Annotated in this window: 19 protein-coding genes; 3 read left to right on the top strand and 16 right to left on the bottom strand. The window is 56.3% G+C overall.

Annotation, left to right across the window (positions count from 1 at the left end):
* Positions 1–26: 26 nt before the first annotated feature.
* The 11 genes from atpG to mnmG all read right to left on the bottom strand — a co-directional run bounded on the left by atpG (position 27) and on the right by mnmG (position 9,651).
* Positions 27–887 carry a F0F1 ATP synthase subunit gamma gene (gene atpG / locus LOY68_RS31990; protein ID WP_054048164.1) on the bottom strand — a complete coding sequence of 287 codons (861 nt, stop codon included), beginning with the start codon at positions 885–887 and terminating at the stop codon, positions 27–29.
* 50 nt (positions 888–937) lie between these two features.
* Positions 938–2,482 (bottom strand): F0F1 ATP synthase subunit alpha, encoded by a 1,545-nt coding sequence (gene atpA, locus LOY68_RS31995; RefSeq protein WP_054048162.1) that lies wholly within the window; start codon positions 2,480–2,482, stop codon positions 938–940.
* Between the two features lie 21 nt (positions 2,483–2,503).
* Positions 2,504–3,040 carry a F0F1 ATP synthase subunit delta gene (locus tag LOY68_RS32000; RefSeq protein WP_054048159.1) on the bottom strand — a complete coding sequence of 179 codons (537 nt, stop codon included), beginning with the start codon at positions 3,038–3,040 and terminating at the stop codon, positions 2,504–2,506.
* Between the two features lie 12 nt (positions 3,041–3,052).
* Positions 3,053–3,523: a F0F1 ATP synthase subunit B gene (locus LOY68_RS32005; RefSeq protein WP_007948090.1), complete on the bottom strand. Its 471-nt coding sequence runs from the start codon at positions 3,521–3,523 to the stop codon at positions 3,053–3,055.
* A 56-nt stretch (positions 3,524–3,579) separates the two neighbouring features.
* The gene (gene atpE / locus LOY68_RS32010) at positions 3,580–3,837 is read right to left on the bottom strand and encodes a F0F1 ATP synthase subunit C (protein WP_002555987.1); all 258 of its coding nucleotides are present in this window, start codon (positions 3,835–3,837) and stop codon (positions 3,580–3,582) included.
* 134 nt (positions 3,838–3,971) lie between these two features.
* Positions 3,972–4,841 carry a F0F1 ATP synthase subunit A gene (gene atpB / locus LOY68_RS32015; RefSeq protein WP_163910536.1) on the bottom strand — a complete coding sequence of 290 codons (870 nt, stop codon included), beginning with the start codon at positions 4,839–4,841 and terminating at the stop codon, positions 3,972–3,974.
* 16 nt (positions 4,842–4,857) lie between these two features.
* Positions 4,858–5,265 carry a F0F1 ATP synthase subunit I gene (locus LOY68_RS32020; protein WP_054048155.1) on the bottom strand — a complete coding sequence of 136 codons (408 nt, stop codon included), beginning with the start codon at positions 5,263–5,265 and terminating at the stop codon, positions 4,858–4,860.
* 148 nt (positions 5,266–5,413) lie between these two features.
* Entirely contained in the window at positions 5,414–6,286 is an 873-nt protein-coding gene (locus tag LOY68_RS32025; protein WP_054048153.1) for a ParB/RepB/Spo0J family partition protein, read from the bottom strand.
* Positions 6,287–6,295: 9 nt separating this feature from the next.
* On the bottom strand, positions 6,296–7,093 hold the full coding sequence (locus tag LOY68_RS32030) for a ParA family protein (protein WP_054048151.1): 798 nt from the start codon (positions 7,091–7,093) through the stop codon (positions 6,296–6,298).
* An 18-nt stretch (positions 7,094–7,111) separates the two neighbouring features.
* Positions 7,112–7,756, bottom strand: coding sequence for a 16S rRNA (guanine(527)-N(7))-methyltransferase RsmG (rsmG, locus tag LOY68_RS32035; RefSeq protein ID WP_054048149.1), 645 nt, complete (start codon positions 7,754–7,756; stop codon positions 7,112–7,114).
* Positions 7,753–9,651 (bottom strand): tRNA uridine-5-carboxymethylaminomethyl(34) synthesis enzyme MnmG, encoded by a 1,899-nt coding sequence (gene mnmG / locus LOY68_RS32040; protein ID WP_054048147.1) that lies wholly within the window; start codon positions 9,649–9,651, stop codon positions 7,753–7,755. The genes rsmG and mnmG overlap by 4 nt, the downstream gene beginning before the upstream one ends.
* Positions 9,652–10,243: 592 nt before the next feature.
* Here mnmG and LOY68_RS32045 point away from each other — a divergent pair.
* From LOY68_RS32045 to LOY68_RS32055, 3 genes are all read left to right on the top strand, one after another.
* Positions 10,244–10,750: a sigma-70 family RNA polymerase sigma factor gene (locus LOY68_RS32045; protein WP_163910533.1), complete on the top strand. Its 507-nt coding sequence runs from the start codon at positions 10,244–10,246 to the stop codon at positions 10,748–10,750.
* Positions 10,750–11,697, top strand: coding sequence for a FecR domain-containing protein (locus LOY68_RS32050; protein ID WP_163910532.1), 948 nt, complete (start codon positions 10,750–10,752; stop codon positions 11,695–11,697). Before LOY68_RS32045 ends, LOY68_RS32050 begins: the two co-directional genes overlap by 1 nt.
* Before the next feature lie 109 nt (positions 11,698–11,806).
* On the top strand, positions 11,807–14,242 hold the full coding sequence (locus tag LOY68_RS32055) for a TonB-dependent siderophore receptor (RefSeq protein ID WP_265042298.1): 2,436 nt from the start codon (positions 11,807–11,809) through the stop codon (positions 14,240–14,242).
* A 42-nt stretch (positions 14,243–14,284) separates the two neighbouring features.
* Here LOY68_RS32055 and mnmE read toward each other — a convergent pair whose 3' ends face one another.
* The 5 genes from mnmE to rpmH form a co-directional block, all read right to left on the bottom strand.
* Positions 14,285–15,655, bottom strand: coding sequence for a tRNA uridine-5-carboxymethylaminomethyl(34) synthesis GTPase MnmE (gene mnmE / locus LOY68_RS32060; protein WP_163910530.1), 1,371 nt, complete (start codon positions 15,653–15,655; stop codon positions 14,285–14,287).
* A gap of 79 nt (positions 15,656–15,734) precedes the next feature.
* Positions 15,735–17,423 carry a membrane protein insertase YidC gene (gene yidC, locus LOY68_RS32065; RefSeq protein WP_054048137.1) on the bottom strand — a complete coding sequence of 563 codons (1,689 nt, stop codon included), beginning with the start codon at positions 17,421–17,423 and terminating at the stop codon, positions 15,735–15,737.
* A gap of 2 nt (positions 17,424–17,425) precedes the next feature.
* Positions 17,426–17,671, bottom strand: coding sequence for a membrane protein insertion efficiency factor YidD (yidD, locus tag LOY68_RS32070; protein WP_080761984.1), 246 nt, complete (start codon positions 17,669–17,671; stop codon positions 17,426–17,428).
* Complete coding sequence (rnpA, locus tag LOY68_RS32075) at positions 17,664–18,065, bottom strand: ribonuclease P protein component (protein WP_054048735.1); 402 nt, start codon at positions 18,063–18,065, stop codon at positions 17,664–17,666. The genes yidD and rnpA overlap by 8 nt, the downstream gene beginning before the upstream one ends.
* Before the next feature lie 16 nt (positions 18,066–18,081).
* Positions 18,082–18,216, bottom strand: coding sequence for a 50S ribosomal protein L34 (gene rpmH, locus LOY68_RS32080; RefSeq protein WP_003213577.1), 135 nt, complete (start codon positions 18,214–18,216; stop codon positions 18,082–18,084).
* Positions 18,217–18,783 lie beyond the last annotated feature (567 nt).

Raw genomic sequence — 18,783 nt, forward strand, 5'->3', positions numbered from 1 at the left:
GCTGGATCCTCTGAATATTTGAACCGTTAAACCGCGGCAGCGCCGCCGACGATTTCCGAGATCTCTTGGGTGATCGCAGCCTGACGCGCCTTGTTGTAGATCAGCTGCAAATCGCTGATCAAATCACCGGCGTTGTCGGTAGCGTTCTTCATCGCGATCATCCGCGCAGCTTGTTCAGCCGCGTTGTTCTCGACCACCGCCTGGTAGACCTGCGACTCCACGTAGCGAACCATCAAGCCGTCAAGCAGCTCTTTGGCGTCCGGTTCGTAGAGATAGTCCCAGTGGTGCTTGAGTTCTTGATCCGGGGTTGCCACCAATGGAATCAACTGCTCCACGGTAGGCTGCTGCGTCATGGTGTTGATGAACTTGTTGGACACAACGCTCAGACGGTCGATACGGCCATCCAGGTAGGCATCCAGCATCACCTTGACGCTGCCAATCAGATCATTGATCGATGGCTCTTCACCCAGGTGGCTGATAGCTGCTACGACGTTACCGCCGAAGTTGCGGAAGAAAGCCGCACCCTTGCTACCAACAACACACAGATCGATCTCGACGCCGTTTTCACGGTTTTTCGCCATGTCCTTGACCAGGGCCTTGAACAGGTTGGTGTTCAAGCCACCACACAGACCACGGTCACTGCTCACCACAACATAACCAACACGCTTGATTTCACGGTCGATCATGAACGGGTGGCGATATTCCGGGTTAGCGTTGGCCAAATGACCAATAACCTGGCGGATGCGCTCCGCGTAAGGACGGCTAGCAGCCATGCGCATTTGTGCCTTGCGCATTTTACTGACCGCCACTTTTTCCATGGCGCTGGTAATCTTTTGCGTGCTTTTGATGCTCGCAATCTTACTGCGAATCTCTTTTGCGCCTGCCATGTAACACCTATCAGGTTAGCAAGCGGGAGCCTTGCGGCTCCCGCTGCGGCTTACCAGGTTTGGGTGGCCTTGAACTTCTCGATACCGGCTTTCATGCCAGCGTCGATTTCGTCATTGAAGTCACCCTTCACGTTGATCTTCGCCATCAAATCGGCGTGATCGCGGTTGAAGAAAGCAATCAGCGCTTGTTCGAAGCTGCCGATCTTGGCGATTTCAATGTCAGTCAGGAACCCACGCTCAGCGGCATACAGCGACAGCGCCATGTCAGCGATCGACATTGGTGCGTATTGCTTCTGCTTCATCAGCTCGGTAACGCGCTGACCATGCTCAAGTTGCTTACGGGTCGCTTCGTCCAGGTCAGAAGCGAACTGGGCGAATGCCGCCAGTTCACGGTACTGAGCCAGAGCGGTACGGATACCACCGGAGAGCTTCTTGATGATCTTGGTCTGAGCGGCACCACCCACACGGGATACCGAAACACCGGCGTTCACAGCAGGACGGATCCCGGAGTTGAACATGGCCGATTCCAGGAAGATCTGACCGTCGGTGATGGAAATCACGTTGGTCGGAACGAACGCGGAAACGTCGCCAGCCTGGGTTTCGATGATCGGCAATGCGGTCAGGGAACCGGTTTTGCCGGTCACTGCGCCGTTGGTGAACTTCTCTACGTATTCTTCCGAAACGCGGGATGCGCGCTCCAGCAGACGGGAGTGGAGATAGAACACGTCGCCTGGGTAAGCTTCACGGCCTGGTGGACGGCGCAGCAGCAGGGAAATCTGGCGGTAAGCCACTGCTTGCTTGGACAGATCGTCATAAACGATCAGCGCGTCTTCACCGCGGTCGCGGAAGAATTCACCCATGGTGCAACCGGAGTACGGTGCCAGGAATTGCAGTGCTGCAGATTCCGAAGCGCTCGCTGCAACGACGATGGTGTTAGCCAGTGCGCCGTTTTCTTCCAGCTTGCGAACAACGTTGGCGATGGTCGATTGTTTCTGACCGATCGCTACGTAGACGCAGAAAATGCCGCTGTCTTTCTGGTTGATGATCGCGTCGATCGCCAGAGCGGTTTTACCGATCTGACGGTCACCGATGATCAGCTCACGCTGGCCACGGCCGACAGGAATCATGGCATCGACAGCCTTGTAGCCAGTCTGTACAGGCTGGTCTACCGACTTACGCCAGATCACGCCTGGAGCAACTTTCTCGACCGCATCGGTCTCGGTGTTGTTCAGCGGACCTTTGCCGTCAACTGGGTTACCCAGTGCGTCGACTACGCGACCCAGCAGTTCCTTACCAACCGGAACTTCGAGGATGCGGCCAGTGCACTTGGCGCTCATGCCTTCAGCCAGAGACTGGTAGGAGCCCAATACAACGGCGCCTACAGAGTCTTGCTCAAGGTTGAGGGCCATACCGAAGACGCCGCCCGGAAACTCGATCATCTCGCCGTACATTACGTCGGCCAGACCGTGAATCCGCACGATACCGTCAGATACGCTGACGACTGTGCCTTCGTTACGGGCTTGGGAGGTCACATCGAGTTTGTCGATGCGGCCCTTGATAATTTCACTTATTTCGGAAGGATTGAGTTGCTGCATTGCTCTGCTGCCCCTTCAAACTCAAGATTTCAATGCTTCGGCAAGGCTCGCGAGTTTGCCGCGAACCGAGCCATCGATAACCAGGTCGCCGGCGCGGATGACAATGCCCCCGATCAGGGATTTGTCTTCCTCGACTTGCAGGCGCACTTCCCGGTTGAGTCGTGCACTGAGAACCTTGGCGAGTTTGTCTTGCTGTTCTTGGTTCAATGCAAAAGCACTGGTCACTTCAACGTCTACCGATTTCTCTTGTTCGGCCTTGTACAGGTCAAACAGAGCGGATATCTCCGGCAAAAGCGGGAGACGGTCGTTTTCGGAAACGACGTTGATGAAGTTCTGTGCCTTGGCATCAAACTTGTCGCCGCACACGTCAATAAACGTGGCGGCCTTGTCTGCGCTCGTCAGTCGCGGGGCCTTGAGCACGCGCTGCATGGTGTCGTCTTGCGACACTGCTGCAGCCAGGCCGAGCATGGCTGACCAAGAGGCCAGTTGCTGGTGGGCCTGGGCGTGCTCGAAGGCTGCCTTAGCGTAAGGTCGGGCCAACGTGGTCAATTCTGCCATGATCGCCCTCGCTTAAATTTCAGCAGCCAGTTTGTTTACCAGCTCCGCGTGCGCGTTTTGATCGATTGTGGAACCCAGGATCTTCTCGGCGCCAGAGACTGCCAGGCTACCCAGTTGGGCACGCAGCGCGTCTTTGACACTGTTCAGTTCCTGCTCGATCTCGGCCTGAGCCTGAACCTTCACACGGTCAGCGTCGATACGGGCTTTTTCAACAGCCTCTTCAACAATCTGGTTACCGCGTTTCTTGGCTTGCTCAATGATTTCAGCTGCTTGAGCCTTAGCTTCGCGCAGTTGCTGACCCGCTTTATCTTGGGCCAGCTCCAGGTCGCGAGCTGCTCGGGCGGCAGCGTCCAGTCCATCCGCGATCTTCTTCTGACGTTCGTGCAAAGCCGCGATGACCGGAGGCCACACGAACTTCATGCAAAACAGTACAAAAATGAAGAACGCAACGGACTGGCCAATCAGGGTTGCATTAATGTTCACGCCAACACCTCGCTCGTTCGTTGCACATCACACCAATTACTCGAAGGTTCGAGTAATTAGCCAGCGAGTTGACCAACGAATGGGTTCGCGAAGGTGAAGAACAGAGCGATACCAACACCGATCATGGTTACGGCGTCGAGCAGACCGGCAACGATGAACATTTTGACTTGCAGCATTGGAACCATTTCTGGTTGACGCGCTGCGCCTTCCAGGAACTTGCCGCCCAACAGGCCGAAACCAATTGCGGTACCCAGTGCGCCCAGGCCGATCAACAGTGCAACAGCGATAGCGGTTAGACCAACTACAGTTTCCATCTTTCCTCCCGACTTTTACGTCGTATGGTTTAGGTTTTTTAGATTTTAAAGCGGTAAAACAAATCGTTTCATAAGCCCTGTTCGGGCACCCACTCGTTTGACCGAGTGGGACATCAGACTAGTCGAGACTGGTCTTAATGGTTCTCTTCGTGCGCCATCGACAAGTAAACGATGGTCAGCATCATGAAGATAAACGCCTGCAGGGTGATGATCAGGATGTGGAACACAGCCCACGCCCACTGCAGAACTACGCCCAGGCCGCTAAGCCAGAGCAGACCACTGCCGAACATCACAGCGATCAGAATGAAGACCAGCTCGCCGGCGTACATGTTGCCAAACAGACGCAGTGCCAGGGAAATTGGCTTGGCGATCAGTGTCACGAACTCCAGCAGGAAGTTCACCGGGATCAGCAGGGCTTGAACGAAGATGTTCTTGCTGCCGAACGGGTGCAGGGTCAGTTCGCCGATGAAGCCGCCGATGCCCTTGACCTTGATGCTGTAGAAAATGATCAACGCGAACACCGACAGGGCCATGCCCAAGGTAGCGTTCGGGTCAGTGGTCGATACGGCACGGAATGGAATGTGCGAATCGCCAGTGATCAGGATGGCCAGCTGAGGAATCCAGTCGACCGGAACCAGGTCGACGGCGTTCATCAGGAAGACCCAGACGAAGATAGTCAGTGCCAGCGGTGCAATCACCGGGCTACGACCATGGAAGCTGTCTTTCACGCTGCCATCGACGAATTCGACCAATACTTCAACGAAGTTCTGCAAAGCACCTGGTTGACCGGAAGTCGCCTTCTTTGCCGCCATGCGGAAAATCAGAACGAAGATCAGACCCAACGCGACCGACCAGCCGAGGGTATCGACGTGGAAAGCCCAGAAGCCCATTTCTTTGGCCTCTGCTGCGGTGTGGGCAAAGCCCCAGCCGCCGGTAGGATGCTGACCGAAAGTCAGGTTCTGCAAGTGGTGCTGGATATAGCCCGAAGCGGTTGTCTCTGCCATGGTTGCCTCAAACGCCCTAAGGTCTCGAAAGTCTTGTTCTCATCAGCAGGGGCGCGAACCAGCTGACCAGTTGGGTCAACACGAAGACGCCGAATACAGCTAGCGGCGCCAATGGCTTCACACCTGCAAACGTCAATGCAAAGAGCACTGCCGTCAGAATTAATTTGCCCGCCTCGCCAGCATAAAAAGACCGGACGATGGCTTGAGCTGCTCGGGCGCCGGAAAACCGAAATGCCCTGTGAGCGAAATAAACATTGGGTAACAAGGCTATCAGGCCTCCGCAGAGTCCTGAGTACCCGGCAACGACTCCGTACCATTGCCACAGCGCCAAAGCGGCAATGAGCAAAACGATAAATTGAGCCATTAACACCGGAAAAACTGCCAGGCGATGGAACGGCAAGCGGTTTGGCGTGCGTGTTTCCATCACTTTTACTCCCCAATGGTCGGCTGCCAGAATTCAATAACTTGGCATAATTTGTGCCGACAAAATGCGCGCAGAGTATAGGGGCGGTTCAGCCCCTATTCAACTGTCAGGTAGTGATTTCCGACTGCGCGCTACATGAGGAAATGTTTCAGCGGATGTGAGCAAGCACGCCTTGAAGCTCGTCGAGAGAGTTGTAGCCAATCACTAACTGCCCTTTGCCCTTCTTTCCGTGGCGAATCTGCACCGCAGAGCCTAGGCGCTCGGCCAGGCGCTGCTCGAGACGGGCAATATCCGGGTCCGGTTTTGCAGGTTCCACAGGCTCCGGTTTACCACTCAACCACTGGCGAACCAGTGCCTCAGTTTGGCGCACGGTCAGCCCACGTGCGACAACATGTCGCGCCCCTTCAACCTGTTGATTCTCCGGCAAACCCAGCAAAGCACGTGCATGACCCATTTCCAGGTCGCCGTGGGACAGCATGGTTTTGATAACTTCCGGCAACGCGATCAAGCGTAGCAGGTTCGCCACGGTTACCCGGGATTTGCCTACTGCTTCTGCAACTTGTTGCTGAGTCAGCTGGAATTCCTGCTGCAAACGCTGCAGCGCTACCGCTTCCTCGATCGGATTGAGGTCTTCGCGCTGGATGTTCTCGATCAACGCCATGGCGATAGCGGTTTCATCCGGCACATCGCGCACCATCGCCGGGATGGTTTCCTGGCCAGCCTGCTGGCTGGCACGCCAACGGCGCTCACCGGCGATGATTTCGAAACGACCACTGCCAATCGGGCGAACCACGATTGGCTGCATCACGCCTTGGGCCTTGATCGACATCGCCAGTTCTTCGAGCGCCTGAGGATCCATGTCCCGACGCGGCTGATACTTGCCGCGCTGGATCAGGTCCAGGGGCAGGTGTTGCAGCTCACGCTGATCAGCTTGTACCGCTTGCTCTTCGAGCGAGCTGACAGTCGGACCACTCAGCAGTGCATCCAGTCCACGTCCGAGACCTCGTTTCTTGACGGCCATGGGGATTCCTTAAGTTGCCTGAGCGGCGGCGGTGCGTGAGTTTTTGCGTTGACGGCGAACCAGTTCGCCGGCCAATGCCAGATAAGCGATAGCGCCCCGCGATGCTTTGTCGTACGCCAGCGCCGGCATGCCATAGCTTGGCGCTTCGGCCAAGCGGATGTTGCGCGGAATCACGGTGTCGTAGAGCTGCTCGCCGAAGTGTTCCTTGAGCTGCGCCGAGACATCGTTCATCAGGCTCAGGCGCGGGTCGTACATGGTCCGCAACAGGCCTTCGACTTTCAGGTTCGGGTTCAGCAGTTCGGCGATGCGCTTGATGTTATCCACAAGGTCGCTCAAACCTTCCAGCGCGAAGTACTCGCACTGCATGGGGATAATCACCCCATCGGCCGCCACCAATGCGTTCAGTGTCAGCATCGACAACGACGGCGGGCAGTCGATCAAAATGTAATCGTAGTTTTCACGGATTGGCGCCAACGCGCTGCGCAGACGACTTTCCTTCATCTGCATTTCCAGCAACACCACTTCGGCGGCCGTCAAATCACGGTTGGCCGGCAACAACTGGTAACCACCATGCTCGGAGAAATGCATGGCCTGGGCCAAGTCGCATTCGCCGATCAGCAGGTCGTAGACCGAGTTTTCCAGGCCATGTTTATCCACACCGCTACCCATGGTGGCGTTGCCCTGTGGATCGAGATCGATCAACAGCACCCGACGCTTGGTAGCGACCAGGGAAGCTGCGAGGTTGATGCAGGTGGTGGTCTTGCCCACACCACCCTTTTGGTTCGCTATCGCGAATACCTTAGCCATTCTTGCTTGTGTTCCCAATCATGCCGTGCGGCGCAGTATCAGCAGATGGCGTTGGCCTTGGCAACCGGGTACGGCCAGGGCGTGTTCGCTATCGAGGTGGAAGTCTGCCGGCAATGCTACCAGCTCATCGGCGGGATGAACGCCCTTCATTGCCAGCCAACGTGTATCGCGGTCGCCAAGGTGGCGAGTCCAGTTGCTGAAGTTTTCCATGCTGCTGAACGCCCGGGAGATGATCCCGTTGAACGGCAGTTCTGGCTGGAAAGCTTCGACGCGACTGTGGATAACTTGCAGGTTATCCAGTTTGAGTTCGAGTTTGACCTGGGTCAGGAAGCGGGTTTTCTTGCCGTTGCTGTCCAGGCAGGTCACTTGGGAGTCCGGAAACAGGATCGCCAACGGGATACCGGGCATGCCGCCGCCACTGCCAACGTCCAGCCAGCGGCCGTTTTCCACAAAGGACATCACGCTCAAGCTGTCGAGCAGGTGACGGGACACCATTTCGTCCGGATCGCGCACGGCGGTCAGGTTGTAGGCCTTGTTCCATTTGATCAACAGGGCCAGATAACCCAGCAGCAACGCGTGCTGGGTCTCTGTCAGTGTGACACCGAGCTGGCGAGCACCTGTGGATAACTCTTCTGCATGTTGCGAGGTGACCAACGAACTCAAGCGCTTTGCTCCAACTGACGGCCCGCGCCGCGTTTTTTCAAATGAATCATCAACAGCGAAATCGCTGCCGGGGTCACGCCCGGGATGCGCGACGCCTGGCCCAGGGTTTCCGGACGGGTCGCACCGAGCTTGCTCTGAATCTCTTTCGAGAGGCCGGAGATGTTCGTGTAATCGATATCCACAGGCAGTTTTGTATCTTCGCTGGCCCGCAGACGAACGATTTCATCTTGCTGGCGATCGATGTAGCCGGCGTATTTGGTCTTGATTTCGACCTGCTCGGCGACCTGTGGATCTTCTGCACCACCGCCAGTCACGGCGATCAGACCAGCGTAGTCGATTTCCGGACGGCTCAAGAGGTTGAGCAAATTGTATTCGTGGGTCAGCGGCGTACCGAATTTTTCGGAGATCGCATCGCCCTGCTCGGTGCCCGGGCGAACCCAGGTACTTTTCAGGCGTTGCTCTTCCAGATCGATGCTTTCGCGTTTTTTGCAGAAGGCTGCCCAGCGTGCGTCATCGACCAAACCGAGTTCGCGACCTTTTTCGGTCAGGCGCAGATCAGCGTTGTCTTCGCGCAGGATCAGGCGGTATTCGGCCCGGGACGTAAACATCCGGTACGGTTCCTGGGTACCCAAGGTAATCAGGTCGTCGACCAATACGCCGATGTACGCCTCGTCGCGACGCGGACACCAGGCGTCTTTGCCCTGTGCACGCAGTGCGGCGTTGGCCCCGGCCAGCAAACCCTGGGCGCCGGCTTCTTCGTAACCGGTGGTGCCGTTGATTTGCCCGGCGAAAAACAGACCGGCAATCACTTTGGTTTCCAGGCTGTACTTCAGGTCACGCGGGTCGAAGTAGTCGTATTCGATGGCGTAGCCCGGGCGAACGATGTGCGCGTTTTCCATGCCACGAATCGATTGCACGATCTGCAATTGCACGTCGAACGGCAGGGATGTGGAGATCCCGTTCGGGTACAGCTCGTGAGTGGTCAAACCTTCCGGTTCGATGAAGACCTGATGGCTTTCCTTGTCGGCAAAGCGGTGGATCTTGTCTTCGATCGACGGGCAATAACGCGGGCCGATGCCTTCGATCAAGCCGGCATCGGAATACATCGGCGAACGGTCGAGGTTCGCGGCAATGATTTCGTGGGTGCGGGCGTTGGTGTGGGTAATCCAGCAGCTGACCTGTTTCGGGTGCTGCTCTTTCGAGCCCATGAACGACATCACCGGGATCGGCGTATCGCCTGCTTGCTCGGTCATCACCGAGAAATCCACAGAACGACCGTCGATACGCGGCGGCGTACCGGTTTTCAGGCGACCAACGCGCAGTGGCAATTCACGCAAACGGTGAGCCAGGGCAATCGATGGCGGATCACCGGCGCGACCGCCGGAATAGTTCTGCATTCCGATGTGGATAAGTCCACCGAGGAAGGTGCCAGTGGTCAGCACCACGGAATCGGCGAAGAAACGCAGACCCATTTGGGTAACAACACCACGCACCGTTTCCTGCTCGACGATCAGATCATCAGCGGCTTGTTGAAATATCCACAGGTTCGGCTGGTTTTCCAGGGCTTCGCGGACAGCGGCCTTGTACAAAACCCGATCAGCTTGAGCACGAGTCGCTCGTACGGCCGGGCCTTTACGGCTGTTCAACACGCGAAACTGGATACCACCCTTATCGGTGGCCATGGCCATCGCGCCTCCGAGGGCGTCGATTTCCTTGACCAGGTGGCTTTTGCCGATCCCGCCAATGGCAGGGTTGCAACTCATGGCACCGAGGGTTTCCACGTTATGCGTCAGCAACAGGGTTTTTGCCCCCATACGTGCTGACGCCAGTGCTGCCTCGGTACCGGCATGACCGCCGCCGATGACGATCACTTCAAAACGGGAAGGGAAATCCACCACGCACCTCGTGCCTGCTTCAGTTAGGTAATCCGGAATAGGTTGACCACAGGTTTTTGGACCTGGTCGGCAAGTATAGGGACTTCGCCCTTCCTAAAGAACCCTTTGCACAAAATTTAACCAGCTGTGGAGAAGTCGAGGTTATAGAAATTAAAAAGAGAGAAATTTATTAAATCTTTGTTTTTATGTTTATTTCTACTGAGCACCATTTCTGTGGATAGATCTCTACAGGCCTTTATATTCAATATGTACAGAGATTCAAAACCCTGTGTTCATGTGCCAACGAGACCCTTGGATAACCGGTGTAAGCCTGTGGATGAAAGGGGTGGTTATCCACAGAGGGGTTTATCTTCAGTTTTCAGGCCCTGTTATCAACTGCCCTTAGTGGCACTTATTCACAGGGCTTAATCCACAGAAAAGTGTCATTTCACCGAAATGCGAGCAGCCAGATTTCGCGCAAGGCCGGTATCCATCGCGTAGCGGATTCAAAAAAGACCTATCGAGGAGCCGATACTTGGTAGGCAAGGGCTATTGTGAGAAGACGTAACAGAAGCTAATAATAGCCATTATCATTAACTCATCCCCTTCTCCTATGTCCCTACCCTCCCATACGGCAGCCGTTCAGCACATCTACGAGCAGCACCATTCCTGGTTGTATGGATGGCTCAAGGGGAAACTGCATGACGCATGCGATGCCGCCGATGTGGCACACGATACGTTCGTGCGCATTCTCGGTTCGCGTAATGCCACACAGATTCGCGAGCCGCGGGATTATCTGGCGACCGTGGCGCGGGGCCTGGTAATCGATCGCTATCGGCGGCACGCCATAAAGGTGGCCTACCTCGAATCACTGGCGGCGCGACCCGAAGCGACGGCCATTAGTGAAGAAGACAAAGCCCTGATCATCGAGACCCTGGTGGCTGTGGATAAAGCCTTGGCCGGGCTCGGTGCCAGGGCCCAGCGGATTTTCATGCTGTCGCAGATCGACGGGCTGACTTATCAACAGATCGCACTTGAGTTGAAGGTTTCGCTGACAACGGTGAAGAAACACATGATCCGTGCCCTCACGGAATGCTCCATGATCATGGCGGGCCTCTGATGTCGGCCGCGCCTGATCGTAAAGTCTTCGAGGCGGCCGCCAGTTGGTATGTGCAGTTCCAGAGTGAACCGCCATCGCCGGCTCAACGCCAAGCCTGGCAGCATTGGGTCGATAGCAACCCTGCGCACCTCGCCGCCTGGAACCAGATGGAACAGTTGCAAAGGCACTTGGGCGCCATGCCCCGGGACCTGACGCGACGCGCGCTCTCTTCTACTCAGCAACGCCGGCAAGTGCTCAAGCTTTTGCTGATCCTCGCGGGTACGGGTTACGTTGGCTGGAATGTGCAACAGCACACAGCCTTGGGCAATGTGTGGGCCGATTATTCAACCAAGGTCGGCCAACGGCGAAAAATCGAACTCGCTGACGGTAGCCAGATTCACCTCAACACCAACACGGCCATCGATGTCTTGTTTGATGGCCAGCAACGGCTGATCCGTTTGCGCTCCGGGGAAATCCTGATCCGCACCGGAAAGCTTGGAGACACGCGCCCGTTCTTTGTCGAAACCCGCGAAGGCCGGGTTCAAGCCCTGGGAACACGTTTTTCAGTGCACCAGCTATCGGGAACGACCCGGGTGGGCGTGCTCGAAGATCGAGTCAGCATCCAACCCGCCGATCAGCCAGGCAGCGAGCGTGTGTTGAATGCGGGTGAAGCCGTGGACTTCAGCAATGACAGTCTCGGCAAGGTTCATCCGTATCAGTTGTCGGAAGCGGCCTGGATCAACGGGCAGTTGATCGTGCTCGATGCACCACTGGGCGATGTCATCCGTGAACTGGGGCGCTATCGCTCCGGGATCTTGCAATGTGATGAACGGGCTGCACGATTGCGGGTTTCCGGTACGTTCCGCCTCGATTCGACTGACGCGGTGCTCGCCAACCTGCAAGCGTCGTTGCCGATCAGCGTGCGATATTTCACCCGTTACTGGGTGTCGATCAGTCAGGCCGCCTGACACTTGGGAAAATAAATCTGGATCAGGGTTATCTTTTTCAGTCCTGACACGGCCCTACAGGTAATCGCGATAAACGCGGCTCTTTGCCACCTTCAGGGCTTACCCATTCATGCGACTTCCTACGTTCCGACTGCGCTTTTCCCACCATTGCATTGCCTACAGTTTGTTGATGACCACGGCTGCGAGTGGCATGTTGACCACCAGCAGTGCTGTCGCCGCCAGCGCCGTGCAGCGTTACGCCATCGCTGCCGGTCCGTTGGATAACGCGCTGAGCCAGTTCGCCTCTGCAGCCAATGTGATTCTGTCGTTCTCGCCACAGCAGACGGGTCAAATGCGTAGCCAGGGACTGGCCGGAAGCTATTCCATCGAACAAGGGTTCGAGATGCTACTGCAGGGTTCCGGGTTGCAGGCGGTGCCCCAGGCGCCGGGCAGTTATATTCTGCAACCCGTACCGGCGACGGGTTCGCTGGTCCTCGGGCCGACCAATATCACGGGCTCGCAACAAAATGAGATGAACCTGGATTACGCCGCCGACGTTGGCTACAAGGCAGCGAACAGTCGGGTCGGTACGAAAACCAGCACGCCGCTGTCGGAAACGCCTCGTTCAGTATCGGTCGTGACCGCTCAGCGCATGAAAGATCAAAAGTCCCAGACCCTCACCGATGTGCTGGGTTATGTGCCGGGGATCTTCGCGCCACCCTTCGCCGCTGGCGATAGCCTGGCCGGTGACCTGTTCTTCATTCGCGGTTTCAACGCGACGGATTACGGCTACGGCTTGTTGCGCGATGGCCTGCGTGTTCAGGGCAACCGGTATGACACCAGCACCGAACCTTATGGGTTGGAGCGCGTCGAGATTTTCCGCGGTCCCTCCTCACTGCTTTATGGCGAAAACGCGCCTGGCGGCCTGGTCAATCTGGTGAGCAAACGTCCTACCGCAACGCCCCAAGGTGAAGTGCAGCTGAGTTATGGCTCCAACAATCGGCGTCAGCTGGGAGTCGATGTCTCCGGCCCTTTGAATGATGAGGGCAGCATCCAGGGTCGGATCGTCATGCTGGGCCGCAACGCCGATACCCAGACCGACCACGTACCGGACGATCGCCTTTATATCGCCCCTTCGCTGACCCTGAATTTCGACGACTTCAACACACTGACCCTGTTGGCCAACTACCAGAAAGACCACACCAACATGGAACTCGGCCTACCTGCCGCCGGTACTTTGCTGACGAACCCCAACGGCAAGTTATCCAAGGACACCATGCTCGGTGATCCGGACTGGAACACCTTCGAGCGGGAAACCTGGAGCACGGGTTATGAATTTACCCACAGCTTCAACGACGACTGGCAGTTCCGGCAAAACTCGCGGTACATGCAGTCGCGCATCACCCGCCACGAAACCTGGCCGGGTAATCTGAACAACGCCGGTTTTGGCACGCGCTTGAACGTGACGGCTTACGATCGCTTCAATAAGTCGATGGTTTACTCGCTGGATAACCAGCTGGAAGGCAAATTCCAGTTCGGCGGGCTGGAAAACACGGTGCTGTTCGGCGGAAGTTTCGACCGAACGTCCTTCAATCAGGACTGGGATGCCGGCGTGGTTGGACCGATTGATATCTACAACCCGGTTTACCTGCGTGATCCAACAACGCCGATCGCGGTGCAAAACACCTTGCTGGAACAGCAGATGAAGGGCGCTTATGCCCAGATCCAGAGCAAGTACGACCATTGGCTGTTCCTGTTGGGTGGTCGGCAGGACTGGGTCGACAGTGACTTCCGCGACAAAGTGGCCAGGGGCAGCAACATCAGCTCCGAGGACAAGAAGTTCACGTATCAGGGCGGCGTGATGTACCAGTTCGACAACGGCCTGACGCCGTATGTCAGCTACTCCACCGCCTTTGTTCCGGTGCAGCAGATTTCCAATTCCGGAGCGCCGCTGGACCCGATCACCAGCAGCCAATACGAAGTAGGTTTGAAATATGAACCGGTGGGTTGGGACACGGCGTTCACTGCGTCGGTCTACGACTTGCGCAAAAAGGACGACACCTATTTCGACGCAACCACCGCCAGCTATCGCCAAGTGGGTGAAAGCCGCTCCAAAGGTGTGGAGCTGGAACTCAACAGCAATCTGACACCCAACCTGAATGTGACCGCTGCCTACACCTACACCGATGCGCGGATTACCAAGGATTCGGCGACGTCCCTGGTCAAGGATCACCAAATGACCGGCGTGCCGCGTAACCAGGCTTCGGTCTGGGCCAAATACCGGTTCCTGGAAAGCAGTCTCAAGGGCCTGTATGTCGGTGGGGGCGTGCGCTACTTCGACAGTGCGTTCGCCTACACATCGCCCACCCTTTACGGGAAGCTCGATGCCGGCGATGTCACCTTGGTGGATGCCGCGATCGGCTACCAGATTGACCGCAACTGGACCGTCGACCTCAATGCGAAGAACCTCTTCGACAAAGAATACGTGTCTGGTTGTAACGATGCGGGTCGCTGCTACTGGGGTGAAACCCGCACGTTGCTAGGTTCGGTCTCTTACAACTGGTAAAAATAAACAGGGCTGTGGATAAGTTACCCACAGCCCTGTTCGTTATTTGCCGATACAGAAGCTCGAAAAGATTCGTCCCAGCAAGTCATCGGAGCTGAAAGCACCGGTGATTTCGCCCAATGAATGCTGCGCCTGCCTTAAATCCTCAGCCAATAGCTCACCGGCACCTGCGAGCGTCAGCTGCGCTCGGCCGTGTTCGAGGGAAGCACTGGCATGTCGCAACGCCTCCAGGTGGCGCCGGCGTGCGCTGAAACTGCTTTCCGAGGTCTGCTCGTAGCCCATGCAGGTTTTCAGGTGCTCGCGCAGCAACTCCAGGCCCTCGCCCGCTGACTTGGCACTCAAGCTGATGGTGACATGGCCATCGTCACTGACTTCCAGGGCAATCGCTTCGCCCGTCAGGTCAGCCTTGTTGCGGATCAGCGTGACTTTGGCCGGATCTGGCCGGGTTTCCAGGAATTCTGGCCACAAGGCAAACGGATCAAGGGCTTCCGGTGCAGTGGCGTCCACCACCAATAACACCCGATCCGCTTCGCCGATGGCTTTCAACGCGCGCTCGACACCAATTTTTTCAACCTGGTCATCGGTATCGCGCAAGCCAGCGGTATCGACGACGTGCAACGGCATGCCATCGATGTGGATATGTTCGCGAAGAATATCCCGGGTGGTGCCGGCGATCTCGGTAACGATCGCTGCTTCACGGCCGGCCAAGGCATTCAACAAACTGGATTTGCCGGCATTCGGACGCCCGGCGATCACTACATTCATCCCATCGCGCAACAAGGCACCCTGCCCGGCTTCGCGAAGGACTGTGGATAACTCGTCACGGACTTTGTCGAGCATGCTCAGCACGTGGCCATCGGCGAGGAAGTCGATTTCTTCTTCCGGGAAGTCGATGGCGGCTTCGACGTAGATACGCAAGCCGATCAATTGCTCGGTGAGGTTATGCACACGCTGGGAAAACGCACCTTGCAAGGAACGCAGGGCATTACGTGCAGCCTGTGCAGAACTGGCCTCGATCAAATCGGCAATCGCCTCGGCCTGGGCCAGGTCGAGTTTGTCGTTGAGGAAGGCGCGTTCGCTGAATTCACCTGGCCGGGCCAGTCGGCAACCGAGTTCCAGGCAACGCTTGAGCAACATATCCAGCACGATCGGGCCACCGTGGCCCTGGAGTTCCAGCACATCTTCGCCGGTAAACGAGTTCGGCCCCGGGAAATACAGGGCGATGCCTTCGTCCAGCACCTCTTGGTTTTCACTGAGGAACGGGCCGTAATGGGCATACCGCGGTTTCAGATCGCGACCGCTGATGGCTTTGGCCGCCGCACTCGCCAGCGGCCCGGAAATACGGACGATGCCCACACCGCCGCGACCTTGAGCGGTGGCGACGGCAGCGATGGTTTCACGAGGAACGCTCATAAACCGGTATCCAGACAAAAGAGACAGATAGCAAAACGCCCCACTAGGGGGCGTTTTGAGTGGTTATCCACAGAGTAAGTTACGCAGCGGCATTTTTGGTAGCAGCTTCGATCTTACGAGTGATGTACCACTGTTGGCTGATGGACAGGCAGTTGTTGACCACCCAGTACAGCACCAGACCCGCCGGGAACCACAGGAAGAAGAAGGTGAAAATGATTGGCATCAGCTTCATCACCTTGGCCTGCATCGGATCCGGAGGCGTTGGGTTCAACCGCTGCTGGATAAACATGGTTGCACCCATGATGATCGGCAGAATGAAGAACGGGTCTTTGATCGACAGGTCAGTAATCCACAGCATGAAAGGCGCTTGACGCATTTCAACGCTTTCCAGCAGAACCCAGTACAGCGAAAGGAAAACCGGCATCTGCACCAGAATTGGCAAGCAGCCGCCCAGTGGATTGATTTTCTCTTTCTTGTACAGCTCCATCATGGCTTGGGACATTTTCTGCCGGTCGTCGCCATGTTGCTCTTTCAGCGCGGCCAGTTTCGGTGCCACTGCACGCATGCGCGCCATGGATTTGTAGCTGGCAGCCGACAGAGGGAAGAAAAGCCCTTTGATCAGCATGGTCAGGAAAATGATCGACCAGCCCCAGTTACCCACAATCGCGTGGATGTGTTGCAGCAGCCAGAAGATTGGCTGGGCAATGAACCACAGGATGCCGTAGTCGACGGTCAATTCCAGACCTGGGGACAACTCTTTCAGCACAGCCTGGCTTTTCGGGCCGGCGTACAGAACAGCGCTGACTTCACCTTTGGCACCCGGTGCAACGGTCACTGCCGGAGCGGTGTAACCGATGATGTAGTTGCCTTTGCTGTCTTTACGGGTCTGAACGACGTTGTTTTCGCCCTTCGCCGGAATCCACGCGGTCACGAAGTAGTGTTGCAACCAGGCAACCCAACCACCGTTAACGGTTTCTTTCAGCTGAGCCTTGTCCATGTCCTTCATCGACACTTTCTTGTACGGCTCGTTACTTGTCCACAGGGCGGCGCCCAGGTAAGTCGCGGTGCCGGTGGCAGTGCTGGAAGAAGGATCGGAGCTGGCGTCACGTTTCAGTTGGGCGAACATCGCACCCGACCAAGGCTTGGCGCTTTCGTTGTCGATCAAGTAAGAAACGGTTACGTCATACAGGCCACGTTTCACAGTGAAACGCTTGATGTAATTAACGCCGTCCTTGCTGAACTTCAGGTCTACGACCAGTTGGTCCTGACCGTCAGCCAGTTGGTAGATCTTCTTCTCCGAGGCGTAAACCGGACGACCGGTTGGACTTGCGTCTGGACCGTCGGTGCCGATCAAACCGCTCTGGGCCAGATAAGTCCGCTCGTTGCCGTTATCGAACAGCTGGAATGGAATTTCCGGATGGTCCTGGCGACGTGGATACAGCGGCAACGTCAACTGGGCAACATCACCACCTTGTGGGTCGATAGCCAGGTTGAGCACATCCGTTTTGATCTGGATGAGGTCTTTGCTTACAGCTACTGGCGTTTCAGCAGGTGCAGTGGCACTGGTATCGCTTGCGGCGCGTGGAATGTCGTCACTGACAGAAGCATTATTGCCAGTCGCCGTGTCCGGTAGGCCCGGTGCGGTAGTACTGGAAGCAACATTCTGAGTCGGCAGGGCAGCCTGGCCATAGTCCTGGTTCCATTTAAGAACCATAACGTAGGACACGATTGCCAGGGCGACGATCAGGATCGTGCGTTTGATATCCATGATTACTCGGCCATCGAAGAAGAACGGGAGGTAGGGATAGGCGGAACCGGGTCATAACCACCGGGATTCCACGGATGACAGCGACCTAAACGACGAAAGGCCAGCCAGCCACCGCGCAGAAGGCCATGATTTTCTATGGCTTCATACGCGTAGCAGGAACAACTGGGGTAGAAACGACAGTGACTGGCCATCAGGGGACTAATGGCATAGCGATAAAACTGGATCGGAACGAGTGCCAGTTTACGCATCGGTACTGTCTACCCCTACAGTTTCGGTTTTGACTGCTGGTACCGGCGTGCTGCGTGCCAGACGCTTCCAGAGTTTGCCGAAATGCTGAATCAATTCGGGGTTTTCTACGTCGCCCAAACCTTTGCGCGCGACGATAACAATGTCCCAACCGACCAGTGAATCCTGGTTCAGGCGAAACGATTCGCGCATCAGACGTTTGAGGCGATTGCGCTCGACGGAGAGCTTTACGCTCTTTTTCCCGATAACCAACCCGAGACGGGGGTGATCAAGATCGTTGTTGCGCGCAAGGAGCAGGAGGTTTTTCCCCGGAACCTTGCCGGTAGGGGAGTCAAAGACTGCTTTGAAATGCCGGGGCGTAAGCAAACGCTTGTCCCGACTGAAGTCCTGACTCACCTCCAGTGCCGGATTATCAAACTGCCAGACGCGCACGACCTTTGGCGCGGCGACGCGACAGGACGGCGCGACCGTTTTTGGTAGCCATGCGAGCACGGAAACCGTGGGTACGAGCGCGTTTGATAGTGCTTGGTTGGAAAGTACGTTTCATTGTCGTGTTACCTGGTTCGTCCACAACGGGCCGGAATGGCCCCCGTTTTAAGAGACCGGGGATTCTAGAGAAAGCAAGCCTCTAGGTCAATTTCCAACCAGCGTTTCCTTATAAATAGATCTCCAGCGGTTTTCTCGTTCGACCCCCCTTCGCTAGATATAGAAATAAAGAAGGGAATTATTTAAAGCTTTTCTGTAAAGCTTATAAAAGCTAGGGGCACGATCTTCTGTGGATAACTGCCTTAAGCCCTTCTAAGTCGTGCTGTACAGAGAATGACAACTACGGTGGAAAACGGTGGTCAGCCTGTGCTGCGCTGTCGGATAAGCTGTGTGTGGAATGCCCAGTTATCCACAGGCCAGTTATCCACCGAGTTTACCCCCCACTTGTCCAGTGCCCTCATGCGCGGTTATCCACAGAGCTTATGCACATACCGTCGGTCGTCTTTTTGTCAGTTAACGCGTTGATAAATCATGCCCTGTGCGCAACCTGCATGTGGATAAGTGGGCGTCTGGCCGCTACAATGGCCGCTTGTTTTTGCCTCACCGGCTTTCAACTTAGGGGATATCC

Origin of the sequence: Pseudomonas sp. B21-053 (assembly GCF_026016365.1) — a bacterium.
In the GTDB taxonomy this organism is placed as follows: Bacteria; Pseudomonadota; Gammaproteobacteria; order Pseudomonadales; family Pseudomonadaceae; genus Aquipseudomonas; species Aquipseudomonas nunensis.

What these genes read in the sequence shown, in the direction of transcription:
- atpG (WP_054048164.1), bottom strand. Translation starts at nt 887, where the DNA reads ATGGCAGGCGCAAAAGAGATTCGCAGTAAGATTGCGAGCATCAAAAGC.
- atpA (WP_054048162.1), bottom strand. Translation starts at nt 2,482, where the DNA reads ATGCAGCAACTCAATCCTTCCGAAATAAGTGAAATTATCAAGGGCCGC.
- LOY68_RS32000 (WP_054048159.1), bottom strand. Translation starts at nt 3,040, where the DNA reads ATGGCAGAATTGACCACGTTGGCCCGACCTTACGCTAAGGCAGCCTTC.
- atpE (WP_002555987.1), bottom strand. Translation starts at nt 3,837, where the DNA reads ATGGAAACTGTAGTTGGTCTAACCGCTATCGCTGTTGCACTGTTGATC.
- atpB (WP_163910536.1), bottom strand. Translation starts at nt 4,841, where the DNA reads ATGGCAGAGACAACCGCTTCGGGCTATATCCAGCACCACTTGCAGAAC.
- LOY68_RS32020 (WP_054048155.1), bottom strand. Translation starts at nt 5,265, where the DNA reads ATGGAAACACGCACGCCAAACCGCTTGCCGTTCCATCGCCTGGCAGTT.
- LOY68_RS32025 (WP_054048153.1), bottom strand. Translation starts at nt 6,286, where the DNA reads ATGGCCGTCAAGAAACGAGGTCTCGGACGTGGACTGGATGCACTGCTG.
- LOY68_RS32030 (WP_054048151.1), bottom strand. Translation starts at nt 7,093, where the DNA reads ATGGCTAAGGTATTCGCGATAGCGAACCAAAAGGGTGGTGTGGGCAAG.
- LOY68_RS32045 (WP_163910533.1), top strand. Translation starts at nt 10,244, where the DNA reads ATGTCCCTACCCTCCCATACGGCAGCCGTTCAGCACATCTACGAGCAG.
- LOY68_RS32050 (WP_163910532.1), top strand. Translation starts at nt 10,750, where the DNA reads ATGTCGGCCGCGCCTGATCGTAAAGTCTTCGAGGCGGCCGCCAGTTGG.
- LOY68_RS32055 (WP_265042298.1), top strand. Translation starts at nt 11,807, where the DNA reads ATGCGACTTCCTACGTTCCGACTGCGCTTTTCCCACCATTGCATTGCC.
- mnmE (WP_163910530.1), bottom strand. Translation starts at nt 15,655, where the DNA reads ATGAGCGTTCCTCGTGAAACCATCGCTGCCGTCGCCACCGCTCAAGGT.
- yidC (WP_054048137.1), bottom strand. Translation starts at nt 17,423, where the DNA reads ATGGATATCAAACGCACGATCCTGATCGTCGCCCTGGCAATCGTGTCC.
- yidD (WP_080761984.1), bottom strand. Translation starts at nt 17,671, where the DNA reads ATGCGTAAACTGGCACTCGTTCCGATCCAGTTTTATCGCTATGCCATT.
- rpmH (WP_003213577.1), bottom strand. Translation starts at nt 18,216, where the DNA reads ATGAAACGTACTTTCCAACCAAGCACTATCAAACGCGCTCGTACCCAC.